The following is a 24,332-nucleotide window of genomic DNA, read 5'->3' as shown; positions in this document are numbered from 1 at the left end:
AGCGGTTCGCGGGAGAACCAACAGGAGAAATTATCGCAAACTGGGCAACTGCTCATGAATCCAGTCATCAAGCGTATGGCCGATGTCCAGCGCCACCGCTCCCCTTGCCCGCACATGTCCGACGAAGATCTTTCCCACTATCCCGCCAGCTATCAACACCAAGTCTCCCGGCTCAACGAGTTTGTCGAGTTTTTCGAGCACTGTGGGGTAAACGAATGGCAGCGGCTCGGATTCGTTGTGATACTTGGCATTCAGTGTCGTCTTGTGATGCGTGGGAATGGGCACTACCTCGACTCGGCGGCCCTGGGTGAGCGCAGGCGGCAGGCTGTCTGCCTTCGCACTGGTTACGACGATGATCTTGCCAGCCAACTCGGCGAGTGGCGTTATAGCGTCGACGTCGCTGAAAAGGGCTACATTTATCTTGTCTTCAGTAATCAATGCGTCGGGCGAAATCGCGTCTGGGATACCGTTGAGCACCTCCACCAGACCTCGCCCTTGCAGCGAACGCAAAAGCGAGATGCTTGTGTCGCCGCTGTCACGGATAAACCGATAAATCGATGGGATCCCGACGACGTCGGCCTTCATGACAGCCTGCCTCGCCTCCTTGACGATCCGTTCTCTCAAGTCCTCAGGCAGCTCGGTTCCCCACCAATGCCGCTCGCGATTGGCAGCATCCACCTGGCTGAAGAAGCGACTCTCGGGGAAAAGATATCCTTCGCCGTCACTTAGCCGAACGAGAGAGAACGGCGTTTTGTCCGTTATCGCTCGTTGCGCGAGCTTCAGGAACTCGTCCGACCGCTGCAAATCTGTTCGCACCTCCATCAGGCGCATTCGCGAACGCAACCGGTCGTATGTCGGCCGGATATGGGTCGCGAATTCCTGGGCGAGTTGTGACGGCGCCGTGCGTTCGAACTCCCGTTCCGCATACTGATGCCCCCACCCTTCGACAGAACGGCCCTCCAGAAAGTCCGCATTTCTGAGCTTGAGCGACTCGAATGGCGTGGCTTGATCCTCAAAGAGGCGCTGGAGGTTTGCAGCTTCTGCCTCCCGCCCCGGCGTGCTCCTGAGCTTGCGCAACACGTCGATCTTCCTGTTGATGGACAAATCTTCCTTGCGGGTCTTGGCGGCGCTCCAGAAGCGATCGAGCTGCTCGCAGGTGCCGCAACGCACGATCGAAGAGAGCAGCATCAGTTCCAAAGTGGACCTAACCCTGACGTCATCCTCATAGGCATAAATGAAGACCGCAATGTCGTCGATTTCACTAAGATCGATGTCCATGTTGCCCCATTCGACCGTCTTGAGACGGACCCATGCCCCCACCGCCGAACGGGTCTCCCATGCCAAGCAGTCGTGAAAAACAGCATTGAGCGCCGGATTCCGGTTCTGGAACATTCGATCGAGTGCGGAAATCGTTTCCAGAGGTGTGAATGTCTGCGTCCTCTCGTTCAGCCTCAGCCATTCGGCCGGCTGCTCGACATTCGCAAGGGTGTATTCGATAAGTTCAAGAGCGCCCTGGCCGGGCAATCCAGCCGATATGCCACCAATCCCGTTGCTCCGCCAGACTGGCGCGTTGACCTGCAGATCCGTGAAAAGCTGGAAGAACCGCGCCCCGTTGTGCGTGTTGACCAAGAGAAAGCGCGCAAATCGGTCCGTGGCCGCAAGGCCCCGATTGGCGACAAACCCTGAGAGTCGCGGGCTGGCATTGATCGTTCCGATGATCGCTCGTTTTACCATCGCCTTGGTCCGCGCCTTCAGCCGTCCCTTGATCGCGGGTCTGGCAGCTGTGGCCCGCGATGTTTTCGCCGGAACCTTTGCGATCCGCGCCATCGTATCGACGAACCGCGCCTGCTCGTCCAGATATCCCTCCGCCGCTGTAGGATCCCACCGGGCGTAAGCCGCGATCCATTGATCGTTCGGCACATAGGCGCGCCAGAATTTGCTGGAAAGTTCCGAGAGCGCGACTTGGTACGTAAGGCCCCGCGCCACAAAACCGTAATAGTCCGCGTTGACAGGATCAAAGTTGAAATTTTGATAAACTGGCACACCTCTGTGCAGCAATTCGATCGCGATCGAGGAGTTGCCGACGATTGCTACGTGATCCTCATCCGGGATATCCCTTGCGAGCGTGGCGCCGGACCCCTCTATGCTGCCGTCGAGCGCCTTAGCAGCCGCCGGATGCTGCTTGACGATGGTGTTCCTGACCGCAGGGTTCTTCTTTAGCTCCCTAATGATCCCAAGGAGTTGCTCGACTAGCACGCGCGAGGTCGGATAGATCACCACAGTCACGCCGTCCTCGCGCTCCTTGAAAAGCCGCTCGCGCGCGAACTCCTCCTCCTCGCGCGCAATCACGAAGACCTCACCGTTGACCGGACCAATCGCTTCGTAGGTCTCTCGCGACCGGATATTTCGCAATACGCTATATTCGAAGTCGAGTTCGGGAAAGCTCTGCGTCACTTCCGCATGTTGGAGATAGATCCGCGGGATCCCCAGGCCTTTCATCACCATTGAGAGCGCAACCCGCACAGGGGAATGGTCGTTGGCTTGGACCAGAGCGGCCGGCCGGACGGCGCCCGGCCTCGAAAACGCGAGCAGAAAATTGAAGAACGAACGGCTATAGAGAATCTGCTGGCGAACCAAGCTCGCCGTGACTTCGCTGCGCCCGTTGTAGAACGCCACTACGTCGCCCGAGATGCTTTCACGCGCTTCGCTCTGCTCGTTGGTGAGTTTGGAAACCGAAACACTCTCGCACTCTGAATAGTTGGAGCGCAGGATCTTAATCCCCGCCGGGGCGCATACACGCTCGAAAAATTCGAACTCGCGCAGATTATTCCGCGTGCTACCCTCGCAAGCAAAGCCTGCGAATTCCGGTATGATCGCCTTGGGCTTGCGCTCTCGAAACTTTTTTTCGAACAAAGCAATCGCATTGGCGCACTTTTCCGCCACGTCGGTGTCGGTGTCAAAGACGGCCCAATGACTTTCGCCCAGACGATGCTCCATAAGCTCGTCGTAGTTCGCATTGCCATCGACAATGCGGCTAACCCGCTGGATTCCCAGTGCGTGAAACTGAAGCATTTTCGAGACGTCGGACATGAAACTTTCCTGATCATATCTAGTCGGCATTCCACGACCGTACGGCGCTAAACTTTCTTCCGAGAATTCATCCACGCCTGGTATTCGGCATAGACGTCCTCTATGGGCCCTTGAGCCTTTATACGTCCCTTGTCCAGCCAGACCAGCGTGCTGACCCAGTCTTCAAGAACACGCCGCGAGTGGCTGGCAAGAACCAGTATTTTCGACCGGTCGATTAGGCGCGATTGCAACGCACCGGCCGTAGAATTCAACGTTGGATCGGCAACATTGATCCATTCGTCCATAATCAGGATGTCCCCTCGGACAAGCCGTAAAAAGCTCATCACGAGCCGCGACCGCATTCCCGCCGAGTACGACTTTATCGGCAGCTCGAAATATCCCCCAAGCTCCGATAACTCCTTTACCTCTTCCACGTACTGGGGAACATTACGCTGAGGCACTCCCATGTAGAGGCATTTGAGCTCTGCATTTCTGCGCCCTGAAAGGTCTGCCTTGATGCCCGACCCCAAAGAAAATTGCGGGCTCACGCGCCCTTCAATGTCGACTGTTCCTTTCTGGGCCGTCAGTGCACCGGCGCACAGCTTCAGCAACGTCGACTTGCCGGATCCATTGATGCCGATCAAACCAACTCTGTCTCCATCCTTGAGCGAAAGCGAGATGTCACGTAGAGCCGTAACCTCGAGATAGTGTTTGGCAACAAGAATCTGCGCGCCCACTGCACCCTGCTCGGTCGCATTTTTTGATATTCCCGTCTTACGCAGGAAGTAGCTGACGGACGCTTTCTTGATATCGATCCTGGCGCTCATTTGATATTCCTCACAAAGCCCTTCGAGCGCGAGAACGCGACGTATCCGACACCGCACACAACTAAGGAGACAGCGATACTGCCAATCCATGCAGAGGCTTCTATCGGAGTTACGCCGAATACCTGCCGTACCATTCCAAGGAAATAAGCTACCGGGTTATACTGCGAGAGAAACTGGCGTACGCCCGTACCTTCAGAAGCGATCCAGAAAATCGGTGAGGCAAAAAATAGGAAGCGAGTCGCAGTCCGGATCAGAGTCGCCATGTCAGGAAAGAAGACCGTAATGATATTGATCAGATAACTGATCGCCAGGGAAGTCGGAACAATAATGGCGATAAAGGGAGCGAAGAGGAAAAGGTCCCACCCGACATAACCGGGGCGCAGAACGACGATGGCTACGATCAGTACACCGAGGTTGACGCTGTACTCGAAGAGCCTATCGACGAGCAGCTTGCTGAAAAGCCCCGCCAGCGTCAGATTATTGTGTATTGCAAACTCGAGCCTTTTCTGAATGATGTCGATGCTGCCGTTTATCGATCCTTGGATAAATTGCCACAGCGTATAGCCCGAGAGCACATACAGGAAAAAATCGGCGATCGGCATCGTGTCGGAATGCCGGAACACAAGCGTTAGCATGCCGGTAAAGATCAGGGTCGAAAACGGAAGCCACAAAAGCCCCAGCCGCGTGCCCTGATATCCGGACTTGGCTTCGAGGAAGCTGATGTGCATAAATCGCACGAATGTCGAAAGAAATGGCCGGATGCGGCGCCACAGAATCATTGATGTCCAACTGCCAATGGTCTCTTCGCGGGGTGGTTTATCCTATTACGCGGCAAACGCAAACTCTCGCGCAACAATGCCGATGCTGAGATCTGGCTCCACCGCATGATCGTCTGGCTGATCCGCGACCTCGAACCCATCCCCACCGATCCGGGCGACCGGCGCCTTATGCGCATGGGGATGCTCGCGCAGGCGCTTGCTCGCGCCGGACATTCCACCCGCTGGATCACCTCGAGCTTCGACCATTACCAGAAGCGGCAGCGCTCCCCCCGCGCGCAGGAGATCGCCCCGCAGCCCAATCTCACGATCACCGTGCTGCCCGGGCCGGGCTATCGGGAAAACATCAGCCTCGCCCGTATCCGGCACAATCGTGTCTTTGCCAAGGCATTCGCGCATTTCGCAAGGACCGCCCCCGAACGTCCCGATGTCATCGTAACCGACATTCCCACCACGGAAGCCGCCGCCGCCGCGGTTGCCTTCGGCGACGCTCATGGCATCCCGACCGTTCTTTCCATCCGCGATTTGTGGCCGGACTTCTTTGCCGATCATATGCCTTCCATCCTGCGCCCGGTGGCGCGCTTGGCGCTCTATCCGCTCGAGCGGCAGGTGCGTTTCGCATGCGCCAAGGCGACATCGATCGTCGGCATTTCACAAGGTTATCACGATTGGGGGCTGGAGAAAGGCGGACGCATGTCTTCCCCGAACGACAGGATTTTTCCTCTCGGTTACGCTCCGCGCACGGATATCGACAGCGCTGCTGCTTCGGCATTTCTTGAGCGCATCGGCGTTCGCGACACGTCCCGGGTCGTCGCCTTTATCGGCTCGTGGGGCCACACTTATGATCTTCCGCTCGTTCTGGAAGCGGTGAAGCGCCCGATCCTGAAGGATGCGTTATTTGTCATAGCGGGCGACGGCCCTCAAGCCGATGTGCTCAGGCCCCAGTTTTCCGCGCTGCCCAATGTCGTTGCGCCCGGATGGATAGACGCGGCCGAAATCGCCGCCATTCTGCGCCGCGCCGATGTCGGCCTCTTGCCCTACCGGCCCGATGCGCCTCAGGGCCTTCCGAACAAGGCCTTCGAGTATATCTCGGCGGGAACATACCAGATCGCTACCATTAAAGGTGAGCTTGAGACGTTCTACAATGAGACGGACGGCGGGCGGGCGCTCGACCGTCCGGATCCGGACACCTTTGCCTCCGCGATCGCATCGGCACTCTCAGATCCCGACATCGCCCGCAGACGTCCAGAACGCGTAGAGCAGTTCGAGAGGCACTACCACGCGGATGTCATCTACGGCGCTTTCGTCGCTCACATTGAAACGATTGCTCGGGCACTTCATTGATCGAGTCAATCGAACCTGGTCGGTGTTCGCAGGTGGGCCCTGGTTGCGCGGAACTGCACGAGGCCAGCCTATGCCTGCGTTCTTTCTGAGCAGCTTGCCTTCAACCCGTCCAGCAAACCCGCCCATTCCTGCATCAGCACCACCCGCTGGTCGAAATAGGTGGCGCGGTTATAGGTCCGCCGGATGGCATTTCTGTCCTGACGCGCTAGGACCGCCTCCATCACGTCAGGCTTATAGCCGCGCTGATTGAGGATGGTGCTGGCGGTCACCCGGAAGCCGTGGGCCGTCACCTCGTCCTTGCCGTAGCCCATGCGCCGCAACGCGGCGTTCATGGCGTTCTCGGAGATGGGGCGCCTGGTCGAACGGATCGAGGAGAAGACCAGGCAGCCGTGTTCGGAAAGCGGCCAGACCTCTCCGAGAACGCGGAGCGCCTGCTTGGAAAGTGGCACATCGTGCGGTACCCGCATCTTCATGCGCTCGGCCGGGATATGCCAGACGGCCTTTTTGACGTCGAACTCGTCGCGGGTCGTGCCGCGGACCTCGCCGGGGCGGACGCAGGTGAGGGCGAGGAACTGGAGAGCGGCCTTGATCGTCGGCCAGCCGTCATACTCATCGATCACCACAAGCAGTCGGCCGAATTTCCGCTCGTCGACGATCGCGGCGCGGCCCGTGACCTTTGGCGGCAGCAGCGCACTCCGGAGAGGCAGGGGCGGGTCGGTCTCCGCCCGCAGGGTGGCGATCGCCAACCGGAAGACGCCACCGATCACGCCGCGCAGGCGCCGCGCGCCTCGGTGATGGCGGTGATCTTCTCCTGCTTGCGTCTGGCGGCGGGGTCGATGCCGGCGATCAACAGCTTCTTGGCCTCGTCGCGCTTCCCCCGCGCGCCGAGAAGCGACACCAGCGGGTACTGTCCGAAGGAGAGGATATTCTCCTTGTCCAGATAAAGGTAGCGCAATTGCCAGAGTTTCGAGCCGTTTGTCTGGACGCGGAGATAAAGCCCGTCGCCATCCGAGAGGCGATAGGGCTTGTCCTTGGGCTTAGCCCTTTTGCAGGCGATATCGGAGAGCGGCATGGGTAACGATCCTCCCGAAAGGCGCGGGTACAGGAAAATCGTTACCCAAAAATCGCTGCGTTGCAATAAGATAGGGCGGAACTACACGGGCGGAAAATTCCGGCTAACGTGTTGATTTCTCTCGCCTTATGGGGCGCCATAAGATGCCTTGGGAAAAGGGAATGGTGCCCAGAGCCGGAATCGAACCAGCGACACGCGGATTTTCAATCCGCTGCTCTACCAACTGAGCTATCTGGGCATCCGTTTGAAACGCATCGCGTTCCATGTTGGTGGCCGGTTTATAGGGCGTCGCTTCTGCGCTGTCCAGCACCCTTAGGCGCAAAATTTGAGCCTTGGCGCAGTTTTTGTAAGGAAACGGTTATCCTGTGCAAAAGATGCAATGGGCGCAATCAGATATTATCGTCCTCATCCTCGCCGTAGGCGTGCTGCTCATTCCCGTTTTCTTCGCTTGGCTTGCCGGGAACCACATAGGAGCCATTGAGCCAGCGGTTGAGATCCACATCGGCACAGCGGGCAGAACAGAATGGATGATAGACCTGCACCGACTGCTTGTTGCAGATCGGACAGGGCTTGGGCTGGCGTAGCCGGGTCACGTTGTTGCTCATGGGTCAAACCCCCGAAAGGTTTGCCGGGTTGAGCCAGTTAAAATGCACGGGATAGCCTTCCGATGCCAGAAGGTTGACGGTTTCAAACAGCGGCAAGCCGACAACGGCATGGTACGAGCCACTCATTTTGACCACAAATGAGCCGGCAATGCCCTGGATCGCATAGCCTCCCGCCTTGCCGTTCCATTCCCAGCTGGCGAGGTAGGCCTCAATTTCTTTCGCAGACAACCTTTTGAACCGGATGCGCGTATCGACGAGCCTGTGCTTTGCCTGCCCTGAACTTGAAATCAGGCACATGCCGGTGAAAACCCGGTGCGAGCGCCCCGAGAGCAGTCTCATGCACGCGGCCGCTTCATCCATTGTTTCGGCTTTTGGCAAGATACGCCGTCCGACCGCCACGACCGTATCGGCCGCCAGAACCAGAGCGTTTTCAGCCAGGCCGGATTGCTTGGCTTTCCGGTGAACTTCGACAGCCTTTGCGTGGGCAAGTCTTTGTGCGAGCCGGCGAGGCAATTCACCGCGCTCGGGTGTTTCATCGACATGTCCGGGAATCAGGTGCTCAGGGTCGATCCCAATCTGATTGAGCAGCGCGAGGCGGCGTGGAGAGGCCGAGGCGAGAATGAGCTCGGGGCGTCGGGACAAGGGGCTAACTTCCAGTCAAGCGGCGCAGATACGCGCTATTTGAAGCGATAGGTGATGCGGCCCTTGGTCAGATCATAGGGCGTCATTTCAACAAGAACCTTATCACCGGCCAGAACACGAATGCGATTTTTGCGCATACGTCCGGCGGTGTGGGCGATAATCTCATGGTCATTTTCCAGCTTCACGCGAAATGTCGCATTGGGAAGCAATTCAACCACAACGCCCGGGAACTCGAGAACTTCTTCCTTTGCCATTCTTTCTCCTGACAATAGCAATACAGGCAAAAGCGGCTGCCCACCTTTGCATGTAACGCGATAAAACTTTCGCTCGGCGAATTGGCGCGCAAACTAAACCGGATTTATCGGAAATGAAAGGGCTTCAATTTGCCTTGCAGTGACGATGAGGCAAAAGTTGCAAACTTTCCGGGTCGATCTCACGGCCAAACGAAAACCTGGAGTGCGATTCCAGCGCCACGGGGGTGAAAGTCATGCTCTCGCGTCGCTTTGTCCTATAAATTTTGGCAGACTGTTGCGTAGGCGTATATCGAGATCGTCACGCAGTTCCCGATAGGCCGATAGCATGCTCTCGCGCGTGCCTTCATTTTCCGATGGGTCGTTGACCTGCCAGTGGATTATTGCGTCGGCCTCAAGGCCTCGTTCATTGACAGCTTTCTCCGCATCGGGAGCCAATGTTATGATCAGGTCGAATTTCGACGCCATCAGCTCGTCCATCGTATGGGGAGTGTGAACCGACATATCGACGCCGACTTCTTCCATAACCTGGTGGACGAAATGATCGGCTTTGCCTGATCGAACACCGGCAGAACGGGCAACAAGCTGACCGGGAAAACGTTTGCGCGCCAGCGCCGCTGCGATGGGTGAGCGTACAGAATTCATAGAGCAGACAAAAAGCACGGTTGGCAATTCGCTTTCGGTTTCCGGTATCCGCGCTGCATAGGGCTGAACCGCGCAGATCAGCGTGAAAAGCCTGCGCGCGGTCTCAAGGTCCATGACCAACTTGTTTTCCAGCCGTTCTATCAGCAATTGCGCCGCCTGATTATGTAGCCCGCGTCGGCCCATATCGACAGCCTCGATCTGGTATGTCGAAGCCGATCGGATCGCCTGGTAATAGCTTTCGCGTACCCGGAAATAGTCCCGGATCAGGCTACGGAATGGGGTCAAAGACAGGTAATGCGCGGCGATGGGGCGAAACGTCTCGGGATCGCGAACGTCGAGTACGATATGGTTCGCAATGATCGAAAGGTGCAGCGCGTAAGGTCCACTGGCACTTACCCTCGCCGGATAGAAGGTGTTGGAATCGATAAGGTCGTAGCTCGCAACGCGCCATTCATGCACTTCATCGGGGTCCACCGAAGTGATGGTATTGGGGTCGAGCGTGACGGTGACGATCTTGTCGGTCCGGGGATCGAAAGGTCGTTTGTTCATCACAATCGACTACCGGTTCAGCCGGATGGAAACCGACCGTCCATGCCCCTCAAGCCCCTCGGACTCCGCCAGAGAGACCGTTGCTTTGGCAAGCTCTGAAAGCGCGTCGGGAGGGCATTGCAGGATCGATGTGCGCTTGACGAAATCGAGCACCCCCAATCCCGATGCAAATCGCGCCGAACGGGCGGTCGGCAGCACGTGATTTGAGCCACCCACATAGTCCCCGATCGCTTCTGGCGTATGGTGTCCGACGAAAATCGCGCCAGCATTGCGGATGCGCGGTATCATTGGGTGTGGATCGTCGAGCGCCAGTTCAACGTGTTCCGATGCGATGCGGTTGGCCAGCTTGACGGCATGATCCAGCGTATCGATGACAATAACCGCGCCGAAATCGTCCCAGCCCTGCCGCGCATTTTCCGGTGCGCGCAAGGTGGCGATCTGCCGTTCGACTTCGGCAACCACAGCATCGGCTAGCTTTTGGCTTGTCGTCATCAGAATCGATTGTGCCCCGGCGCCGTGCTCGGCCTGAGCAATAAGATCGGCAGCCACCCACGTGGGATTGGCCGAATCGTCGGCAATCACAAGCACTTCGGACGGCCCTGCGATCATGTCGATACCGACTTTGCCGAAAACCTGCCGCTTGGCGGTCGCGACATAGGCGTTTCCAGGGCCAACGATTTTATAGACAGGAGCAATCGTCTCGGTGCCATAGGCAAGCGCTGCGACCGCCTGGGCGCCGCCAATACGATATATCTCCGTAACACCCGCAATTCTTGCTGCCGCCAGAATGGCGGGATTGACCACGCCTTTGGGGGTAGGAACCACCATGGCAAGCCGATCAACGCCAGCGACCTTGGCCGGCACCGCATTCATCAATACGGAAGATGGGTAGGACGCCAGCCCGCCGGGAACATAAAGGCCAACAGCCTCGATTGCCGTCCAGCGGGTGCCCAGCGTAACGCCGAGATGATCCTGATAGATATGATCGTTTGGCAACTGCTTTTCATGATGCGCGGTAATCCGCTCATGCGCCAACTCAAGCGCAGAGCGCACGTCGGCAGGCACATCGCGATACGCAGCATCGATCTCCGTGTCGGAGAACCGCATCGTTTCGGGCGTCAGCGACTGGCCGTCGAATTTCTCTGTGAGGGCGAGCACTGCCGCATCACCCTTTTCGCGCACGTCGGCAATGATACGGGCGACTGTATCGCCAACTTCCACGGAAGCTTCGCGCTTGGAGCCTAAAAGTTCATCGAAACGCGCATCGAAATCGGCATCTGAACTGCCAAGAAAAACAGGCATGAAATAATCTTACTCAATCAAGGTCGTGATTGGGCTGCGCTTTAGCTGCCCAGGTGCCGCCGAGATCACGAAGGCGAGCTTCGAGACATTCGACATCGAGCCGCACCGTGCCACCGCCTGCAAAGGTTAGCAAGACTTGTCCGGATGGAGCTTCGCCTTCTTCAAATCTCACTGCAAGAAGTTCCAGAACACCATCGCGAGCCTTGAGGTCGATCCCGTCGGCATGGGCGCTATTGACGAAATTGAAATGCAGCCCCGCCCGCTTGCGCTGCCCGCGTCCGCGCTTGTCGCCTGCCTCCCACGCATAGCGGTTCATAAGCAGCACGAACCTGCGATCGGCCTTGGCATAGCCCATATCTCCGACCCGCACGACAGCGTCCTGTGTGTGAGCGGAGAGCACATCAAGGTCTTCGCTGTCGAGCGCGAGTAGTTTGAGATCGGTCATCATCTATCCAATTTTGAACGGCCGCTTCTTTATAGGCATGTAGAGCAAATAAAAAAGCGGGGAAAGCCTCACCTGTTGACCACACATCTGGGCATTGTCGATGCGTGCTGCAAGAGGCTGGCCTTATCCGGTTATCCGTTCAATATCGGCGCCGCACCGGCTGAGCTTTTCTTCGAGACGCTCGAACCCGCGATCCAGATGGTAAATGCGGTTGACTACCGTTTCTCCCTGCGCCGCAAGACCGGCAATAACCAGAGAGACAGACGCGCGCAAATCGGTCGCCATCACCTGTGCGCCCTTGAGTTCGGGCACGCCGGTAACGGTTGCGGTCTGGCCATCCACATGAATATTCGCGCCGAAACGTGCGAGTTCGGCCACATGCATGAAACGGTTCTCAAAAATCGTTTCGCGTATTTTGGAAACACCTGCAGAGCGTGTCATCAGAGCCATGAATTGGGCCTGAAGGTCGGTCGGAAAACCGGGGAAAGGATCGGTTTCCACATCGACCGGCAGCAATCCGTTGCCATTGCGGATAATCCGGACACCGCCATCCTCCTGCGAAACATTCACTCCGGCTTCGCCCAGAGCGCTCAAGGCCGACTGCAGCAATTCCGGTCGTGCGCCGCGCAAAAACACGTTGCCTCCGGTCATGGCCGCAGCCATGGCATATGTGCCGGTTTCGATCCGGTCGGGCAGCACCTCATGGGTCGCGCCCCCCAGTTTTTCGGCACCCTCGATTACCAAGCGATCCGTGCCGATGCCGGAAATCTTTGCGCCCATGGCATTGAGGCATTCGGCAAGGTTGCTCACTTCGGGCTCACGGGCGGCATTTTCAATTGTGGTTACACCATCGGCCAAGGTTGCAGCCATCATCACGACATGGGTCGCGCCCACCGAGACCTTGGGGAAGGTAACAGTCGCACCTTTGAGCCGTCCGCCGAGCGCGCGCGCGACAACATAGCCGCCATCAATATCGATTTCGGCGCCTAAAGCGCGCAGGCCATCGAGATAGAAATCGACCGGTCGTGTACCAATCGCACAACCGCCAGGCAGGGAAACCCGTGCCGTTCCTTCCCGCGCCAGAAGCGGGCCGATGACCCAGAAACTGGCACGCATTTTGGAAACGAGTTCGTAGGGCGCCGTGGTGTCGACGATATCCCCGGCGGTAAAGGTGATGCGCTGGCCGCCCATTTCCGCATCGCCGCGACGGCGTCCGTGAACGGCAATATCCACACCGTGGTTCTCGAGAATGCGTTCGAGCTGCTTGACGTCCGCAAGGCGCGGCACATTGAGCAGGACCAGCGGCTCGTCGGTCAGCAGCGAAGCAATCATCAAGGGCAGGGCAGCGTTTTTCGCACCCGAAATATGGATTTCGCCGTTCAGTTCGTTCCCGCCGACGAGTCGAATGCGGTCCATGGGCTACTCCTTGAAAGTGGTGGGCGCCGATATCGCGATTGCATCGGCAAAATGAACAAGAGGGTTCTGGTATCCCAGCGCATGGGTAAGCGCAACCGATCGGGCACTGTGCCAGTTCAACCGATCAATCGCTTTTGTCTGGGGCAGGGCGGTCAATGGCGGGCGTATCTTTCTTATCGTTCGGATCGGATATCTGAGGGGCGTCGCCCTCGTTGGTCTGGGCGCGCGCTTTGGCTTGAGATTTGCGACGCCGCAGATTTTCCCGCAACTTTGCGGCCAATATTTGTTTGCGATCCGGGTTCGCCATTTCCGATTCACCACACCGATAATATTTGTGTCTCAAATGGCAGCTTTTTGCCCTTGCGTCCATAACGGCGCTGTGGCAGTAACGGCGCGCATTCGGAGCGCACCTGTTCGCAGGCCCTGCCGATATTGCCTATGTGCTGCCGTAGCTCAGGGGTAGAGCACTCCCTTGGTAAGGGAGAGGCCGAGAGTTCAAATCTCTCCGGCAGCACCATCAAAAGCCCAGAAAACCAGCCTTTTTCAGCCTGACCTCGCGTCGGGCTTTTCGTCGTTCTATGCACAACTCGGCACAGCGCGGCACTGGTTGGCATAAGTGCTGGTACAGTTCCGGTACGCAGCCCGTCGCTGAGAGAGTTAATCCAGCGTGCTAATCACTTGTTTGCCATTGCGAACATGTGCACGGTTCGCGAAAGTTGGTCGGGGGCTAGATAATGAGCGACGCCGGGTTATAGGCCGGCGACATTTTCCCGCCGCCAAGCTGGTTGACAACGGGATTGTGCTTACTGGATCCTCGATATGCCAAGCTGATGAACGTGCAACTAAGAGACTGATAAGTTGCTCGGTCGCTGGTGCGCGCTACGTATTTGTTGTCCTTTGAGCTGTCTGAGTAGCCGAGTTTATCGATTTGCACTTGATGGAACTCACGAAAGCTCAAAGCAGCGCGGCTCGTATTGTGATCGTGCATTGGCTTCGCGCTCGGAAGTAACGCACATAGGTGATCATTGTGTTGCGAGTTGATCAACTGGCCAGTAGGCCAAGAGAAGCGTTTCCGAAAAGAACTGAAACGGCCTGTTTTGCCGGCACAATTTGGCTGGCCGCCTTGCGATCGCGGCTGCAGTGGGGTACTGGCAAACATTGGAAAGCCGGGCGTGAGCTGAATCGGGGCGCTGTTGAACAATGTAAACTGTTGGCTCGGATTTCTCGTAGCCGCATCACTTTTGATATTTGCCTGCGGTCTCGGCAATTATGTAGCGTATTTCGCGATGGCAGCGACGCTCATTACGCTCGCCAATCCCAAATCTTGGCCCGCCATTTCGAACGCGCTTATGCATCCAGCAGTTCGATTGCAACTGATCGCCTATGGTTTGCTGTTGGTTGCAATAGGCTACCGCGCTCTTCAGGGCGACAGTCTCCTTTACGTTTTTGATTTCCTGCCACTGTTACTTGTCGTGCCAGCTATGATTGCATTTCAAGCTTTGGACAAGTCCGCTTGGCTGAACCGGCTGTTCACGATGGCCTTGACCGGGAGCTTTGTTGGTCTGGCTGTTGTGCTTTTTCAGTATTTTATCCTAGGAGATGGGCGGCCAGCAGGCATTGAAAATAGTCCTATCCACTACTCAATACTCGCATTGACTATTGGCTTTGTTGCGATGGGCGGTTTTTTTGTCCGACCTGATCTGCGCGGCGCGCCATTTCTTCTCGGCCCGGTACTGGGCATTACCACTGCCTTAATGACAGGCACACGCGCTTCTCTGCCGTCACTTCTGATGCTCTCGATTGCAGCGGTTTTGCTCTTTGTTGTGTTTGGAAGAGTTAAGTTGCGTCAGCTCGCTATCGGCATCTTTGCCGTGTCAATTGTTGGCGGGGTGGCAATAGCTATAACGCTTGGCCTTGAAACCGATGCCATGCGCGCTGTTGCAGGGCTTGATCGGGCGTTCCGGGCAGTCATGGGAGATACGCAAGCTGATACTTCTATGGCTTACCGACTGGAGCAGTATCGTGCGTTCCTTCCTGCCTTTCTTGATGCGCCCGTGTTCGGACAAGGCTGGCATAATCAGCTCACCGCAGCCTATCCGTTTCTCTCGCCCTTTGGCCAAGCCGGATATGATCGCGAAGGCTGGGGTTATATACATAACGAGGCATTAAGCATGACGCTTGGCATGGGTATTCTCGGTCTTTGCGCTTATATCATGATCTATGCTGCCCCTATATTGGGCTTATGGCATATGAAGACCGCACCCCAGTTTGCCGCACGAGCCTATGGTGTCACAATTATTCTGGTCGGTATTTTCGCGGGAGGGCTGACTGACGTGCTATTCATGGTCGAGTTGCCCAAAACCTTTCTCATTTTCATGACAATAGCATTTCTCGCCGTGGGGTCTGAGCAGGCAAATGCACGCGAGGCGCGCTAGACACCTCATTTGGCATATTTGCCGGTCTCTCAAACTTTTCTTGCCGGGTTAGGTCCCCAAAATGCATTCATCCAATCGGTCTTCGTCCAGCCACATCCATGTCGCTCTTGCTTTCGATGGTAATTTCTGGGCTCCTGCTTTTGCGACGATGCGGTCCGTCTGTCTTTTCACCACAAGGCGCGAAGACCTGGTATTCCACCTTTGCTGCAAAGGTATTTCAAACCGACAGCGGCAGCGCCTGGACAACATAGGGCGCGAGTTCGGTGCCAGCCTTGTCTGGCACGATCTTGATACCGATCAGCGATTCCAGTCTGCACTTTCCGGCCTCAAGGACAGCAGGCGCCTTGGTACTGTTATTTATGCGCGCCTGATGCTGGACTATTTCATACCTCAATCTGCAGAACGCGCCATCTACCTCGACTGTGATGTCATGGTGCGTGAGGCAATCGAGCGACTTTATAACAGCCCGTTGGATGGCCGCGCGCTCGGTGCAGTTAGAGATTCATGGTTTCCCTTTATTTCCATGGGCCGAGACCTAACTGGAAACAAAGATCTTTTCGATTCCGCCGACAGATATTTTAATTCCGGGATGATGCTGATTGATCTGGAGAAATGGCGCCAAGCGAATGTTTGGGAACGCATGAAAACCATGATCCAAGACGGGACGATGGCTCGCGTCTATTTCGACCAGGATATTCTCAACATTATTTTCAAAAATGACTGGCTCGAACTTGATCCTCGCTGGAATCTCATCGATCCGCTGCCAGCCCATCAGGCAATCGATCCGTTTATCGTGCATTTTACCGGCCCCCGGAAACCTTGGAATCTTGTTTCACGGGTGGCATTCGCCAGGCTTTATCGTCATGTTATGACAAACGACGTTTTCTATTCCTTTTGGCGTGAACGGATGAGAAAACGTCTGGCGTCCTGCCTTCCATTTCTAAAGCGCTAGGCCGCCTATGAATTCGCTTCCGGTAATTTGCAGCTTCTGGCACGGCGAGTTGTCCTATTTGGCCAAGATCTGCCTCGCGTCCTTTTTGGAAAAAGGTCATCGCGTAAAGCTCTTTAGCTACGAAAAGATACACGGCCTGCCGGCTGGTATCGAAAATTGCGACGCCAGCACGGTCCTGCCACGTGAAAGCATGTTTTTTTATAAGGGGAACCGTACACCAGCGGTTTTTGCCGACCTGTTTCGCCTCAAACTCATGGAGTTGGAACAAGGTATTTGGGTCGATACTGACGTTTACTGCGTAAAGCCTTATACCGCACTGCCCGAGTATGTTTTCGGTTATGAGAACCATCCGTACTGGCGCAACGGCTTTAAAGCGCAGGTCAACCAGGCGGTTTTTGCATGTCCGCCGGGAGAGCTGCTGAACAAGCTTCTCAACGTTTTTTCGAGCGGAGAGATACCGCCTGGCCTACCCGTCTGGCGTAACCTCGAAATACGGTTACGCCGTTCACTGGGCGAAGAGCTGCCTGTCCATCACATGCAATTCGGCGCCACTGGTCCCATGCCCCTGAACCACTATATCCATGCATTGGGCCTTCAGTCTTTCATTCAGAGCAAAGACGTGTTTTATCCGCTCGATTACGGCGATACCGGCCACTTGCTCGAGTCCGGGAGTGCTCTGGAAAGCCACATAACAGCCAGGACGCTAAGCGTTCATATCTGGAACAGCGCTCTTACAGGGCGCAAGAATGGTACTCTGCGGGCGCCCGAGCCCGACAGTTTTTTCGATCGGGAAATCAAACGGCTCAAAATCTAGCCCTGCCCGACGAGACTATTGCCAGGTTATCGGTTTGGTTTCGATTTTCCGGGCCAAGTTCCAGATGTGATCAATCAGGTTCCAAGTCTTGAACCAAGCGCGATCAAGAAACCGTCGCGCCAACAGCGAAAGGTTGGCCGGCTTCTCGTTGCCAGCCAGAATGATATCGCTTCTCGCAACACCTGACTGACGATCTGCCCCGGCGATATCGCCTTCTTGAATAACCAGCGCCGGATCGAGAAGCACGCGCGACAAACCTCGCCCTGGCTGCCGAAACGGATCATAAAGGGCAAGATCAAGTTGACGCTGCTTGACCGCTTCATCGCGCAAAAGTCTCTTGGCTGCATCGCGCGAGATAATGTAGCCGCTTGCTCCGCCCGGCGTGGATCGAAATGGTCTCACCAGGACACCATGAGCTAGCGATCCGATTGGCGCAAAAACGCGCGCTCGCCAACATGCCTCGATGCGGATCAAATCATAGTCGAGTGTCTCAAGCTCACCGAGTACGGCAGGCAGCTTCTGGGAAAGCACGGCATCGTCTTCCAGTACCAAGGCACGCGCATGGGCCCCTTGGGCAATCAGTTCCCAAACGCGCATATGACTTATGTGCAAGCGAGCTCGTTGGGCCGAATGGACCAGAAGCCCGTAGGGTCGCAATAGCTCGCGAGCTCTTGCGCACTCAGTTGATCTGGCGTTGTTGCTGAAACCCGCGTTGCATTCAAGCCCAGTGCGCTCAACTGGCTCTCCATGCGCTTGCGCCGATCGGTTCGGTGATCAAGATTGATATAGAAAATCGGCATTATTATAATGTCCACGAAACTCGGGGCTATTCAAGTATCAGGTTGTTTCGAACGCTGCGAGCCACTTGGCAACGAGCGCATCTAGCGCTTTGCGTTCATCATCGCTGAGTGCGCTCGTAAGGCGGTGCTGATTGGCGACGTGCGCGGTGACGGCATCTTCGATGAGCGCGTGACCGGCACCTGTCAGCCCAATGAGAAAGCCGCGCTTGTCGTCGGGGTTTCGTCGGCGTTCGACGAGGCCAGAGGCCTCGAGCCGGTCTATGCGATTGGTCATGGTGCCCGATGTCACCATCGTCCATTCCATGAGTTCGGTGGGGCTGAGCGCAAACGGTTGGCCAGACCGACGCAGCGTCGCAAGAACGTCAAAAGATGCGCGGCTGAGCCCGCGTTCCGCGAAGACTTTATCCATTCCTTCCCGCAAATGCCTGTAGAGCCGACTCATCCGCCCCAATGTGCCCATGGGGCCAACATCAAGGTCAGGGCGTTCAGCCCGCCATTGCGCGAGAATTCTGTCGACTTGGTCCATGTAATGATAATCATCGAACATTACCTTGACGTCAAGGTTTTCGGTATATACCTTGACGTCAAGGTAAAACGGAGACTGGCATGGCCCGCTCACGCGATCTCGCACTGACGGCAATCGTGCCGGTGGTCTGGGGCACGACTTACATCGTGACAACCGAAATGCTTCCGCAAGGCTTCCCCATAACCATCGCCATGCTCCGCGCGCTGCCCGCAGGGCTACTCCTGCTCCTGATCGCGCGACGCCTGCCGCCGCTTGGTTGGGTGCCAAAGGTGTTTGTGCTCGGTGCCCTTAACATTGCGATTTTCCTGACGCTGCTTTTTGTTGCTGCCTATCGCCTGCCAGGTGGCCTTGCAGCGACGCTGACCGCGATTCAACCTTTGTTGGTACTGTTACTGTCTCGCATACTTCTGGGATCTGCGATTCAACCGATCGGCGTGGCCGCAGCGCTGGCAGGGATGGCGGGCGTTGGAATGCTTGTGCTCGGCCCCGATGTCTCTCCAGACCCGATAGGCATTGCTGCGGCGCTCGGCGCTGCACTGTCGATGGCCAGCGGCGTCGTTTTGGCCCGCGTATGGCAGCCGGCCGTATCGCCACTCACCTTTACGGGATGGCAGTTGACCGCTGGGGGGCTCTTGCTCCTGCCCGCCGCGCTGGTATTTGAGCCCGGCTTCCCGATGCCCAATGCCGTCAACCTCGCAGGCCTGATTTGGCTGGGCCTAATCGGCGGCGCCATCGCCTATGTTCTTTGGTTCCGTGGCATCGCGCGACTCGGGCCGCCTACCGTAACAGCTTTCAGCTTTCTCAGCCCATTAAGCGCAGTTGTGCTCGGCTGGGTCATACTTGATCAGGCCCTCACGCCTCTGCAAGGGCTTGGCGCCCTCATTGTTTTCCTGAGCGTGTGGTTCGGTCAGCGGGCCGGTCGGGGTGCTACTCCAATAGCACGTCACAAAGGAGCAGCCGCATGAAACTCGTGGTTTCTGGAGCAACAGGCGACGTCGGCCGCAGGGTCGTTGCAGACAGGCCAAGACATATGATTTGTTGCAGCGGGTGGCTTACGATGCCGCCTACGCTTTCACAATGCTTCAGTCGCGCCGGAAGGAACAACAGACCGGCCGTCAATATACCAAGATCTGGCGTGCATTCGACGCGTAATTCATAGGCGCAGGGCTTCAACGATTGCCGCAAAGGTTGCGTCCTGCCTCCGGAATGGGTAAGCCAGCTTCGCGAGTCTGAAATCGGCGCAGGAACGCTCAATGAAACTCACCATTTTCGGCACCGGTTATGTCGGGCTTGTCACGGGCGCGTGCCTTGCCGATGTCGGCCATCACGTGGTCTGCGTCGATGTGGATGCAGACAAGATCGCCCGGCTCAATTCCGGCGAGATTCCGATCCACGAGCCTGGCCTCGAAGCTCTTGTCGAGCGCAACCTATCAGCAGGTGCGCTCGAATTTACGACCGAAGTCGCCCGAGCCGTCTCCCATGCCGATGTGCAGTTTATTGCCGTCGGCACGCCGCCCGACGAGAACGGTGCTGCGGATTTGCAATATGTGTTGGCGGTAGCCGAATCGATTGGCTCGAACATGACCACGCACAAGGTCGTCGTGGTCAAATCGACCGTGCCGGTGGGCACCAGTGACGTAGTGCGCGCCAAGCTAACCGAGGTATTGGGACGGCAGAATTCGGCACTAGCGTTCGATGTCGTTTCCAATCCCGAATTCCTCAAGGAAGGCGCGGCCGTCAACGACTTCTTGAAACCCGACCGCATCATTGTTGGCGCAGCGTCCGAGCATGCGCGCGAAGTGATGAAAGAGCTTTACGAACCCTTTAATCGCAACCACGATCGCACGCTTTATATGGACGTCCGTTCTGCCGAATTGACCAAGTACGCGGCCAATGCGCTGCTTGCGACCAAGATTTCGTTTATCAATGAAATCGCCAACTTCGCCGAGCGCCTGGGCGCCGATGTCGAGGAAGTGCGTCGTGGTATCGGAGCGGACCCGCGCATTGGCTATCACTTCATCTATCCGGGTCTGGGCTATGGCGGTTCGTGCTTCCCAAAAGACGTTCAGGCGCTTGGGCGCACGGCGACCGAAATTGGCTATGACGCGCCGTTGATTGCAGCTGTCGATGCGGTCAATAACCGCCAAAAGACAACATTATTTGACAAGATCGCAACCCATTTCGGGGGCGTGGAAAAGCTCAAGGGCAAGCGGATTGCCATCTGGGGCCTCGCGTTCAAGCCCAATACCGACGATATGCGCGAGGCGCCTTCAAGGGTGCTCATCGAAGCGCTCTGGGAGGCCGGTGCCAGCCTCGTCGCTTACGATCCCGTCGCCATGGAAGAGGCCAGACGCATTTACGGGACGCGTGAGGATTTTGTACTCGCGGCGGATAAATATGCAGCGCTCAATGACGCTGACGCATTGGCCATTTGTACCGAGTGGCAGCAGTTTCGGGCGCCTGATTTCGTCGAGATGGCCGAGCGCATGGCAAGCCGCCTTATTTTCGACGGACGCAATATCTATGCACCTGAACGCCTCAAGAAAGAGGGATGGTCCTATATTTCCATCGGTCGGGCGCCAGCTTATGCCCAGCCGCAAGCGGTTGAGAAGGTTTCGTGAAAGTTCTGGTTACCGGCAGCGCCGGGTTTATCGGCTATCATGTTGCGCGACGCCTGATCGAGAGAGGCGACAGCGTGGTTGGCTTCGATGTGGTCAATGATTATTACGACCCAGCCTTGAAAGAAGCGCGCCTGGCGCAGCTCGATGAACTCGGAGCCACGCAGGGTGCCGATTACACGTTTGTCCGCGCTGACCTTGCCGATCAGACCACTGTGGATCAGACCTTTGCAGATCACGATTTCGATCGTGTAATTCATTTGGCGGCACAGGCCGGTGTCCGCTACAGCCTTGAAAATCCCCGCGCTTACGTCCAATCCAATCTGGTTGGTTTCACCAATGTTCTGGAAGCCTGCCGAGAACATGAGGTTGGGCATCTGGTCTATGCTTCGACCTCGAGCGTTTATGGTGCGAACACCAGAATGCCGTTTTCGGAGCACGACGGGGTCGATCATCCGCTGCAGTTTTATGCGGCGACCAAGCGCGCCAACGAGTTGATGGCCCATTCCTATTCGCATCTGTTTGGGCTGCCGACCACAGGGCTGCGCTTCTTCACAGTTTATGGACCGTGGGGACGCCCCGATATGGCGCTCTTTACGTTTACCAGAAAGATTCTCGCGGGCGAACCGATCGATCTGTTCAATCACGGCAATCACAGCCGTGACTTCACCTATATCGACGACATCGTGGAAGGTGTTATACGCGCCTCCGATGCGCCAGCCCGACCCAATCCAAACTGGGATGCGGCCAAGCCCGATCCCGCCACCTCGAACGCACCCTATCGCATTTTCAACATCGGCAATTCCAACCCGGTCAAACTGGGGGATTATGTAGAGGCACTTGAAGAAGCTCTGGGTAAAAAGGCCATCTGCAACCTATTGCCACTGCAGCCCGGTGACGTGCCGGACACCTTTTCAGATACATCTGAATTGACCGCGGCTACAGGATATGCACCAAGCACGCCGGTCAAACAGGGCGTGGCAAATTTTGTAAATTGGTACCGCGAATATCAGGTGTCCACCGACCGCTCCACTGCCGAGATTTGCTGAAAGAAATTTTATACATAGCAGACAGAGTCTGCGCGGGAGACACTGCGCGAGGCATTCAGCGGTTAGTCCGTTTGAAGCGTTGCATAGACGGCCCCGCGCCAAGAAGGATATGAAAGGCATGAAAACGTCTTTGGTCGAAGCTCCTCTTATTTGTTCATTCTATACTCCCGGTGGATATTATAAAGAATGCGCAATAAGACTTAAGGACAATGTTGAGCGATTAGGACTGAGGCATGAAATAGTTCGTAAGGAGATTCCTGAGGGAGCTACGTGACCTTCGATTTGCCGGTCGAAGATACTGTTTTTACACGACATGGGCGTTGCCAATCCGCGCGCAAGAATATTTTGGATTGATGTAGATTGCGAGCTGTATGATTGGCCAATATTTATAAATGAAACAACTGCGGATGTAATCGGATTTCAGCGCGGATTTTAGCACGCCCTTATATATAGGTTACTATATATAGGTTACTCGCAAAAAAAAAGATTTTGGGAGCCCTGTTTTATTGGCATCGGTACCAGTGGCGCCGCCAATCGGTTTCTTCAGACCGAGGCCCGATTGGAGCGAGAAACTGATATAGATGCAACTGATGACTATTTCTTTGAAGAAGCTTGGCGTCAGGAAGCGAGGGAGTTAAGTTTTCAGGTCATCCCTTCGTCACTAGCAAAGCAAGGTCCTAGCCAATTTTTCAGACTTGGAAGTAGTACAAATGACGAAAAATTTAGAGGATCGGTTGTGCAACACCAATCGCCGATTCCCCAAATGCGTCAGGCGGAAAAAGTTAAATGCTTGGTCAAGCGTCATGCACCAGAGCCGGTATTGAAGGTCGCACGTAAAGCAAAATCTATAATGGGGCATGGCAAGGCTCAGATCGCTGCAGCGGGATCAGGCAGTTTTACTGTCAAAGATTTCAACATTCTTCTGAAACGAGCAGCGGCATATTGTGATATAAATCTAGATACGTGGGGAACTACCGCCTCTCGGGTGAAAGATGCATCTGCAGCGCAAAGGTCATTGTCGTGGGGTAGGGCATTTCAAGAGTATCGCCAAGCTGGAAGTGTCAATGCGATGCCAGTTCCCCCTACTGTGGTGGGACACTCCGGCTCCCGGAAATTTTGGGGACTGGCTTTTGCCCTATGTGGTTGGGAAAGTCAGCGGACGACCTATTCATTACGTCAAGTCCGATCACGCCAATGCTCAGCCGCATTACATTGGCGTAAATCCTGTGTCATTGGTTGCCTGACCGCCATCTATGACACCGAGAAACTTGGCAAAGTATATATGCCCGATATCGCGTCCGCACCGGTTCGGTTTCGGCCAACACGGTCACCGCCGTAAAGTACACAGGGTCAATCTACCGGGATGTAGAAAAGTTAAGCTTGCCGCAATCGGCCTATTATTTTGCGCACTATGCCACCCATGGGGTGTTCAACACGTACGTAAAACGGCGATTAGCGAAATAGTTCTGCAGTCGCCCAAAACAGACCAAACTGCCAGCCGCACATTGACAAAAACATCGGCCTGCGGGACATCCCTTCTTGGTGCGCGAAATAAAATCGCAACTACCGCAGGAACGCTATCGCGATGACCTCACAACCGACTAGAAAACGCAAAGGATCAAAGCGCCCCAATCGTCCTGCGGGTAGCGATTTCTCACATCTCACAGACCTCGGAGCCACCACGCGCAGTCACCGCATATTTCGGGACGTGATGTCGTTTTCCTGGCCAGTGTTGGTTGCCATCGCGCTACAATCGATAGCCTATCTCGCATTCTATACTCGGGTGACGCCCGACTGGCCGGCCGCAGTAACCGTCTTGGCTGTGTTGACATTGGTCCCTATGGCATCAGCCAGCACATTGAGCGCTTTTCGGCGCCAGGAAGCGCCGATTATTGCCGCAGCGGTCATCGTCGCGATTTTCTTCAGCTTTGCCATTACCTATTTGTCCGCCATGCGCGTTCGCGTCACCTTTGCAGGTTTCGCTGCAGCCATGCCCTTGACCATGCTGATCATTGCGATCGGTAACATCCGCTTTCACCAAAGGCTTTCTGCCCACGTCGCCCTTGTTGCATTTGAAGGCGACTGCATTCCGCTGTCGCTCCTTGGCAAAGCGAATGTCGCGGTTATTTCCGACCCGACAACAGACGTAACGCCGTTCGATACCATTCTGATCGATCCCGAAAAACATCATAAGC

The 24,332-nt window shown here is 56.1% G+C and carries 23 protein-coding genes, 2 tRNA genes and 1 pseudogene; 10 read left to right on the top strand and 16 right to left on the bottom strand.

What is annotated here, in order from left to right; genetic code table 11:
• Positions 1-30: 30 nt before the first annotated feature.
• Genes EO133_RS13465 through EO133_RS13455 form a run of 3 tightly spaced genes read right to left on the bottom strand, consistent with a single transcriptional unit; the run spans position 31 to position 4,675 of the window.
• Entirely contained in the window at positions 31-3,090 is a 3,060-nt protein-coding gene (locus EO133_RS13465) for a GT-D fold domain-containing protein (RefSeq protein ID WP_127073167.1), read from the bottom strand.
• A 47-nt stretch (positions 3,091-3,137) separates the two neighbouring features.
• Positions 3,138-3,896, bottom strand: coding sequence for an ABC transporter ATP-binding protein (locus EO133_RS13460; RefSeq protein WP_127073166.1), 759 nt, complete (start codon positions 3,894-3,896; stop codon positions 3,138-3,140).
• A complete protein-coding gene (locus EO133_RS13455) occupies positions 3,893-4,675 on the bottom strand; it encodes an ABC transporter permease (RefSeq protein WP_127073165.1) in 783 nt (260 codons plus the stop codon). The genes EO133_RS13460 and EO133_RS13455 overlap by 4 nt, the downstream gene beginning before the upstream one ends.
• A gap of 105 nt (positions 4,676-4,780) precedes the next feature.
• On the opposite strand from EO133_RS13455, the gene EO133_RS13450 reads away from it, so the two are divergent.
• Positions 4,781-6,016 (top strand): glycosyltransferase, encoded by a 1,236-nt coding sequence (locus EO133_RS13450; RefSeq protein WP_127073164.1) that lies wholly within the window; start codon positions 4,781-4,783, stop codon positions 6,014-6,016.
• Between the two features lie 68 nt (positions 6,017-6,084).
• Here the strand turns inward: EO133_RS13450 and EO133_RS13445 are convergent, their stop codons facing one another.
• From EO133_RS13445 to murA, 10 genes are all read right to left on the bottom strand, one after another.
• Positions 6,085-6,783, bottom strand: coding sequence for a tyrosine-type recombinase/integrase (locus EO133_RS13445; protein WP_308788777.1), 699 nt, complete (start codon positions 6,781-6,783; stop codon positions 6,085-6,087).
• Positions 6,780-7,088: an Arm DNA-binding domain-containing protein gene (locus EO133_RS20740; protein WP_308788778.1), complete on the bottom strand. Its 309-nt coding sequence runs from the start codon at positions 7,086-7,088 to the stop codon at positions 6,780-6,782. Before EO133_RS20740 ends, EO133_RS13445 begins: the two co-directional genes overlap by 4 nt.
• A gap of 162 nt (positions 7,089-7,250) precedes the next feature.
• Positions 7,251-7,326, bottom strand: a tRNA-Phe gene (locus EO133_RS13440).
• Positions 7,327-7,477: 151 nt separating this feature from the next.
• Positions 7,478-7,693: a DNA gyrase inhibitor YacG gene (gene yacG, locus EO133_RS13435; RefSeq protein WP_127073163.1), complete on the bottom strand. Its 216-nt coding sequence runs from the start codon at positions 7,691-7,693 to the stop codon at positions 7,478-7,480.
• A gap of 3 nt (positions 7,694-7,696) precedes the next feature.
• Entirely contained in the window at positions 7,697-8,335 is a 639-nt protein-coding gene (locus EO133_RS13430; protein ID WP_127073162.1) for a Maf family nucleotide pyrophosphatase, read from the bottom strand.
• A gap of 35 nt (positions 8,336-8,370) precedes the next feature.
• A complete protein-coding gene (infA, locus tag EO133_RS13425; RefSeq protein WP_024708546.1) occupies positions 8,371-8,589 on the bottom strand; it encodes a translation initiation factor IF-1 in 219 nt (72 codons plus the stop codon).
• A gap of 231 nt (positions 8,590-8,820) precedes the next feature.
• Positions 8,821-9,780: a UPF0262 family protein gene (locus EO133_RS20290; RefSeq protein ID WP_164735011.1), complete on the bottom strand. Its 960-nt coding sequence runs from the start codon at positions 9,778-9,780 to the stop codon at positions 8,821-8,823.
• Between the two features lie 9 nt (positions 9,781-9,789).
• Positions 9,790-11,082, bottom strand: coding sequence for a histidinol dehydrogenase (hisD, locus tag EO133_RS13415; protein WP_127073161.1), 1,293 nt, complete (start codon positions 11,080-11,082; stop codon positions 9,790-9,792).
• A 13-nt stretch (positions 11,083-11,095) separates the two neighbouring features.
• Positions 11,096-11,527 carry a DUF2948 family protein gene (locus tag EO133_RS13410; RefSeq protein ID WP_127073160.1) on the bottom strand — a complete coding sequence of 144 codons (432 nt, stop codon included), beginning with the start codon at positions 11,525-11,527 and terminating at the stop codon, positions 11,096-11,098.
• A 123-nt stretch (positions 11,528-11,650) separates the two neighbouring features.
• Positions 11,651-12,943: a UDP-N-acetylglucosamine 1-carboxyvinyltransferase gene (gene murA / locus EO133_RS13405; protein WP_127073159.1), complete on the bottom strand. Its 1,293-nt coding sequence runs from the start codon at positions 12,941-12,943 to the stop codon at positions 11,651-11,653.
• A 442-nt stretch (positions 12,944-13,385) separates the two neighbouring features.
• Between murA and EO133_RS13395 the strand changes: the two genes are divergently transcribed.
• From EO133_RS13395 to EO133_RS13380, 4 genes are all read left to right on the top strand, one after another.
• Positions 13,386-13,460, top strand: a tRNA-Thr gene (locus EO133_RS13395).
• A gap of 769 nt (positions 13,461-14,229) precedes the next feature.
• The gene (locus EO133_RS13390; protein ID WP_127073157.1) at positions 14,230-15,378 is read left to right on the top strand and encodes an O-antigen ligase family protein; all 1,149 of its coding nucleotides are present in this window, start codon (positions 14,230-14,232) and stop codon (positions 15,376-15,378) included.
• Between the two features lie 61 nt (positions 15,379-15,439).
• Complete coding sequence (locus EO133_RS13385; RefSeq protein WP_127073156.1) at positions 15,440-16,330, top strand: glycosyltransferase family 8 protein; 891 nt, start codon at positions 15,440-15,442, stop codon at positions 16,328-16,330.
• Between the two features lie 7 nt (positions 16,331-16,337).
• Positions 16,338-17,144, top strand: coding sequence for a glycosyltransferase family 32 protein (locus EO133_RS13380; protein WP_127073155.1), 807 nt, complete (start codon positions 16,338-16,340; stop codon positions 17,142-17,144).
• 15 nt (positions 17,145-17,159) lie between these two features.
• On the opposite strand, the gene EO133_RS13375 is transcribed toward EO133_RS13380, so the two are convergent.
• From EO133_RS13375 to EO133_RS13370, 3 genes are read right to left on the bottom strand one after another with little or no spacing between them, the layout of a single operon-like run.
• On the bottom strand, positions 17,160-17,741 hold the full coding sequence (locus EO133_RS13375; RefSeq protein ID WP_127073154.1) for a glycosyltransferase family 25 protein: 582 nt from the start codon (positions 17,739-17,741) through the stop codon (positions 17,160-17,162).
• A gap of 5 nt (positions 17,742-17,746) precedes the next feature.
• Positions 17,747-17,944, bottom strand: coding sequence for a glycosyltransferase family 25 protein (locus tag EO133_RS20840; protein WP_371870906.1), 198 nt, complete (start codon positions 17,942-17,944; stop codon positions 17,747-17,749).
• Positions 17,945-17,981: 37 nt separating this feature from the next.
• On the bottom strand, positions 17,982-18,470 hold the full coding sequence (locus EO133_RS13370) for a MarR family winged helix-turn-helix transcriptional regulator (protein ID WP_127073209.1): 489 nt from the start codon (positions 18,468-18,470) through the stop codon (positions 17,982-17,984).
• Between the two features lie 80 nt (positions 18,471-18,550).
• Here EO133_RS13370 and EO133_RS13365 point away from each other — a divergent pair, with 80 nt between their 5' ends.
• The 5 genes and pseudogenes from EO133_RS13365 to EO133_RS20285 form a co-directional block, all read left to right on the top strand.
• Entirely contained in the window at positions 18,551-19,435 is an 885-nt protein-coding gene (locus EO133_RS13365) for an EamA family transporter (RefSeq protein WP_127073153.1), read from the top strand.
• 288 nt (positions 19,436-19,723) lie between these two features.
• A complete protein-coding gene (locus EO133_RS13360; protein ID WP_127073152.1) occupies positions 19,724-21,091 on the top strand; it encodes a UDP-glucose dehydrogenase family protein in 1,368 nt (455 codons plus the stop codon).
• Positions 21,088-22,137 carry an NAD-dependent epimerase gene (locus EO133_RS13355; protein WP_127073151.1) on the top strand — a complete coding sequence of 350 codons (1,050 nt, stop codon included), beginning with the start codon at positions 21,088-21,090 and terminating at the stop codon, positions 22,135-22,137. Before EO133_RS13360 ends, EO133_RS13355 begins: the two co-directional genes overlap by 4 nt.
• A 559-nt stretch (positions 22,138-22,696) precedes the next feature.
• Positions 22,697-23,476: a hypothetical protein gene (locus EO133_RS20425; RefSeq protein WP_188681848.1), complete on the top strand. Its 780-nt coding sequence runs from the start codon at positions 22,697-22,699 to the stop codon at positions 23,474-23,476.
• A 372-nt stretch (positions 23,477-23,848) separates the two neighbouring features.
• Positions 23,849-24,332: pseudogene (locus tag EO133_RS20285) on the top strand (hypothetical protein); the annotation flags it as partial.

Origin of the sequence: Pelagibacterium lentulum, from assembly GCF_003992625.1 — a bacterium.
In the GTDB taxonomy this organism is placed as follows: Bacteria; Pseudomonadota; Alphaproteobacteria; order Rhizobiales; family Devosiaceae; genus Pelagibacterium; species Pelagibacterium lentulum.
Note: the sequence above shows the minus strand (reverse complement) of the source record. Positions and strands in the feature narration are given on the sequence as shown.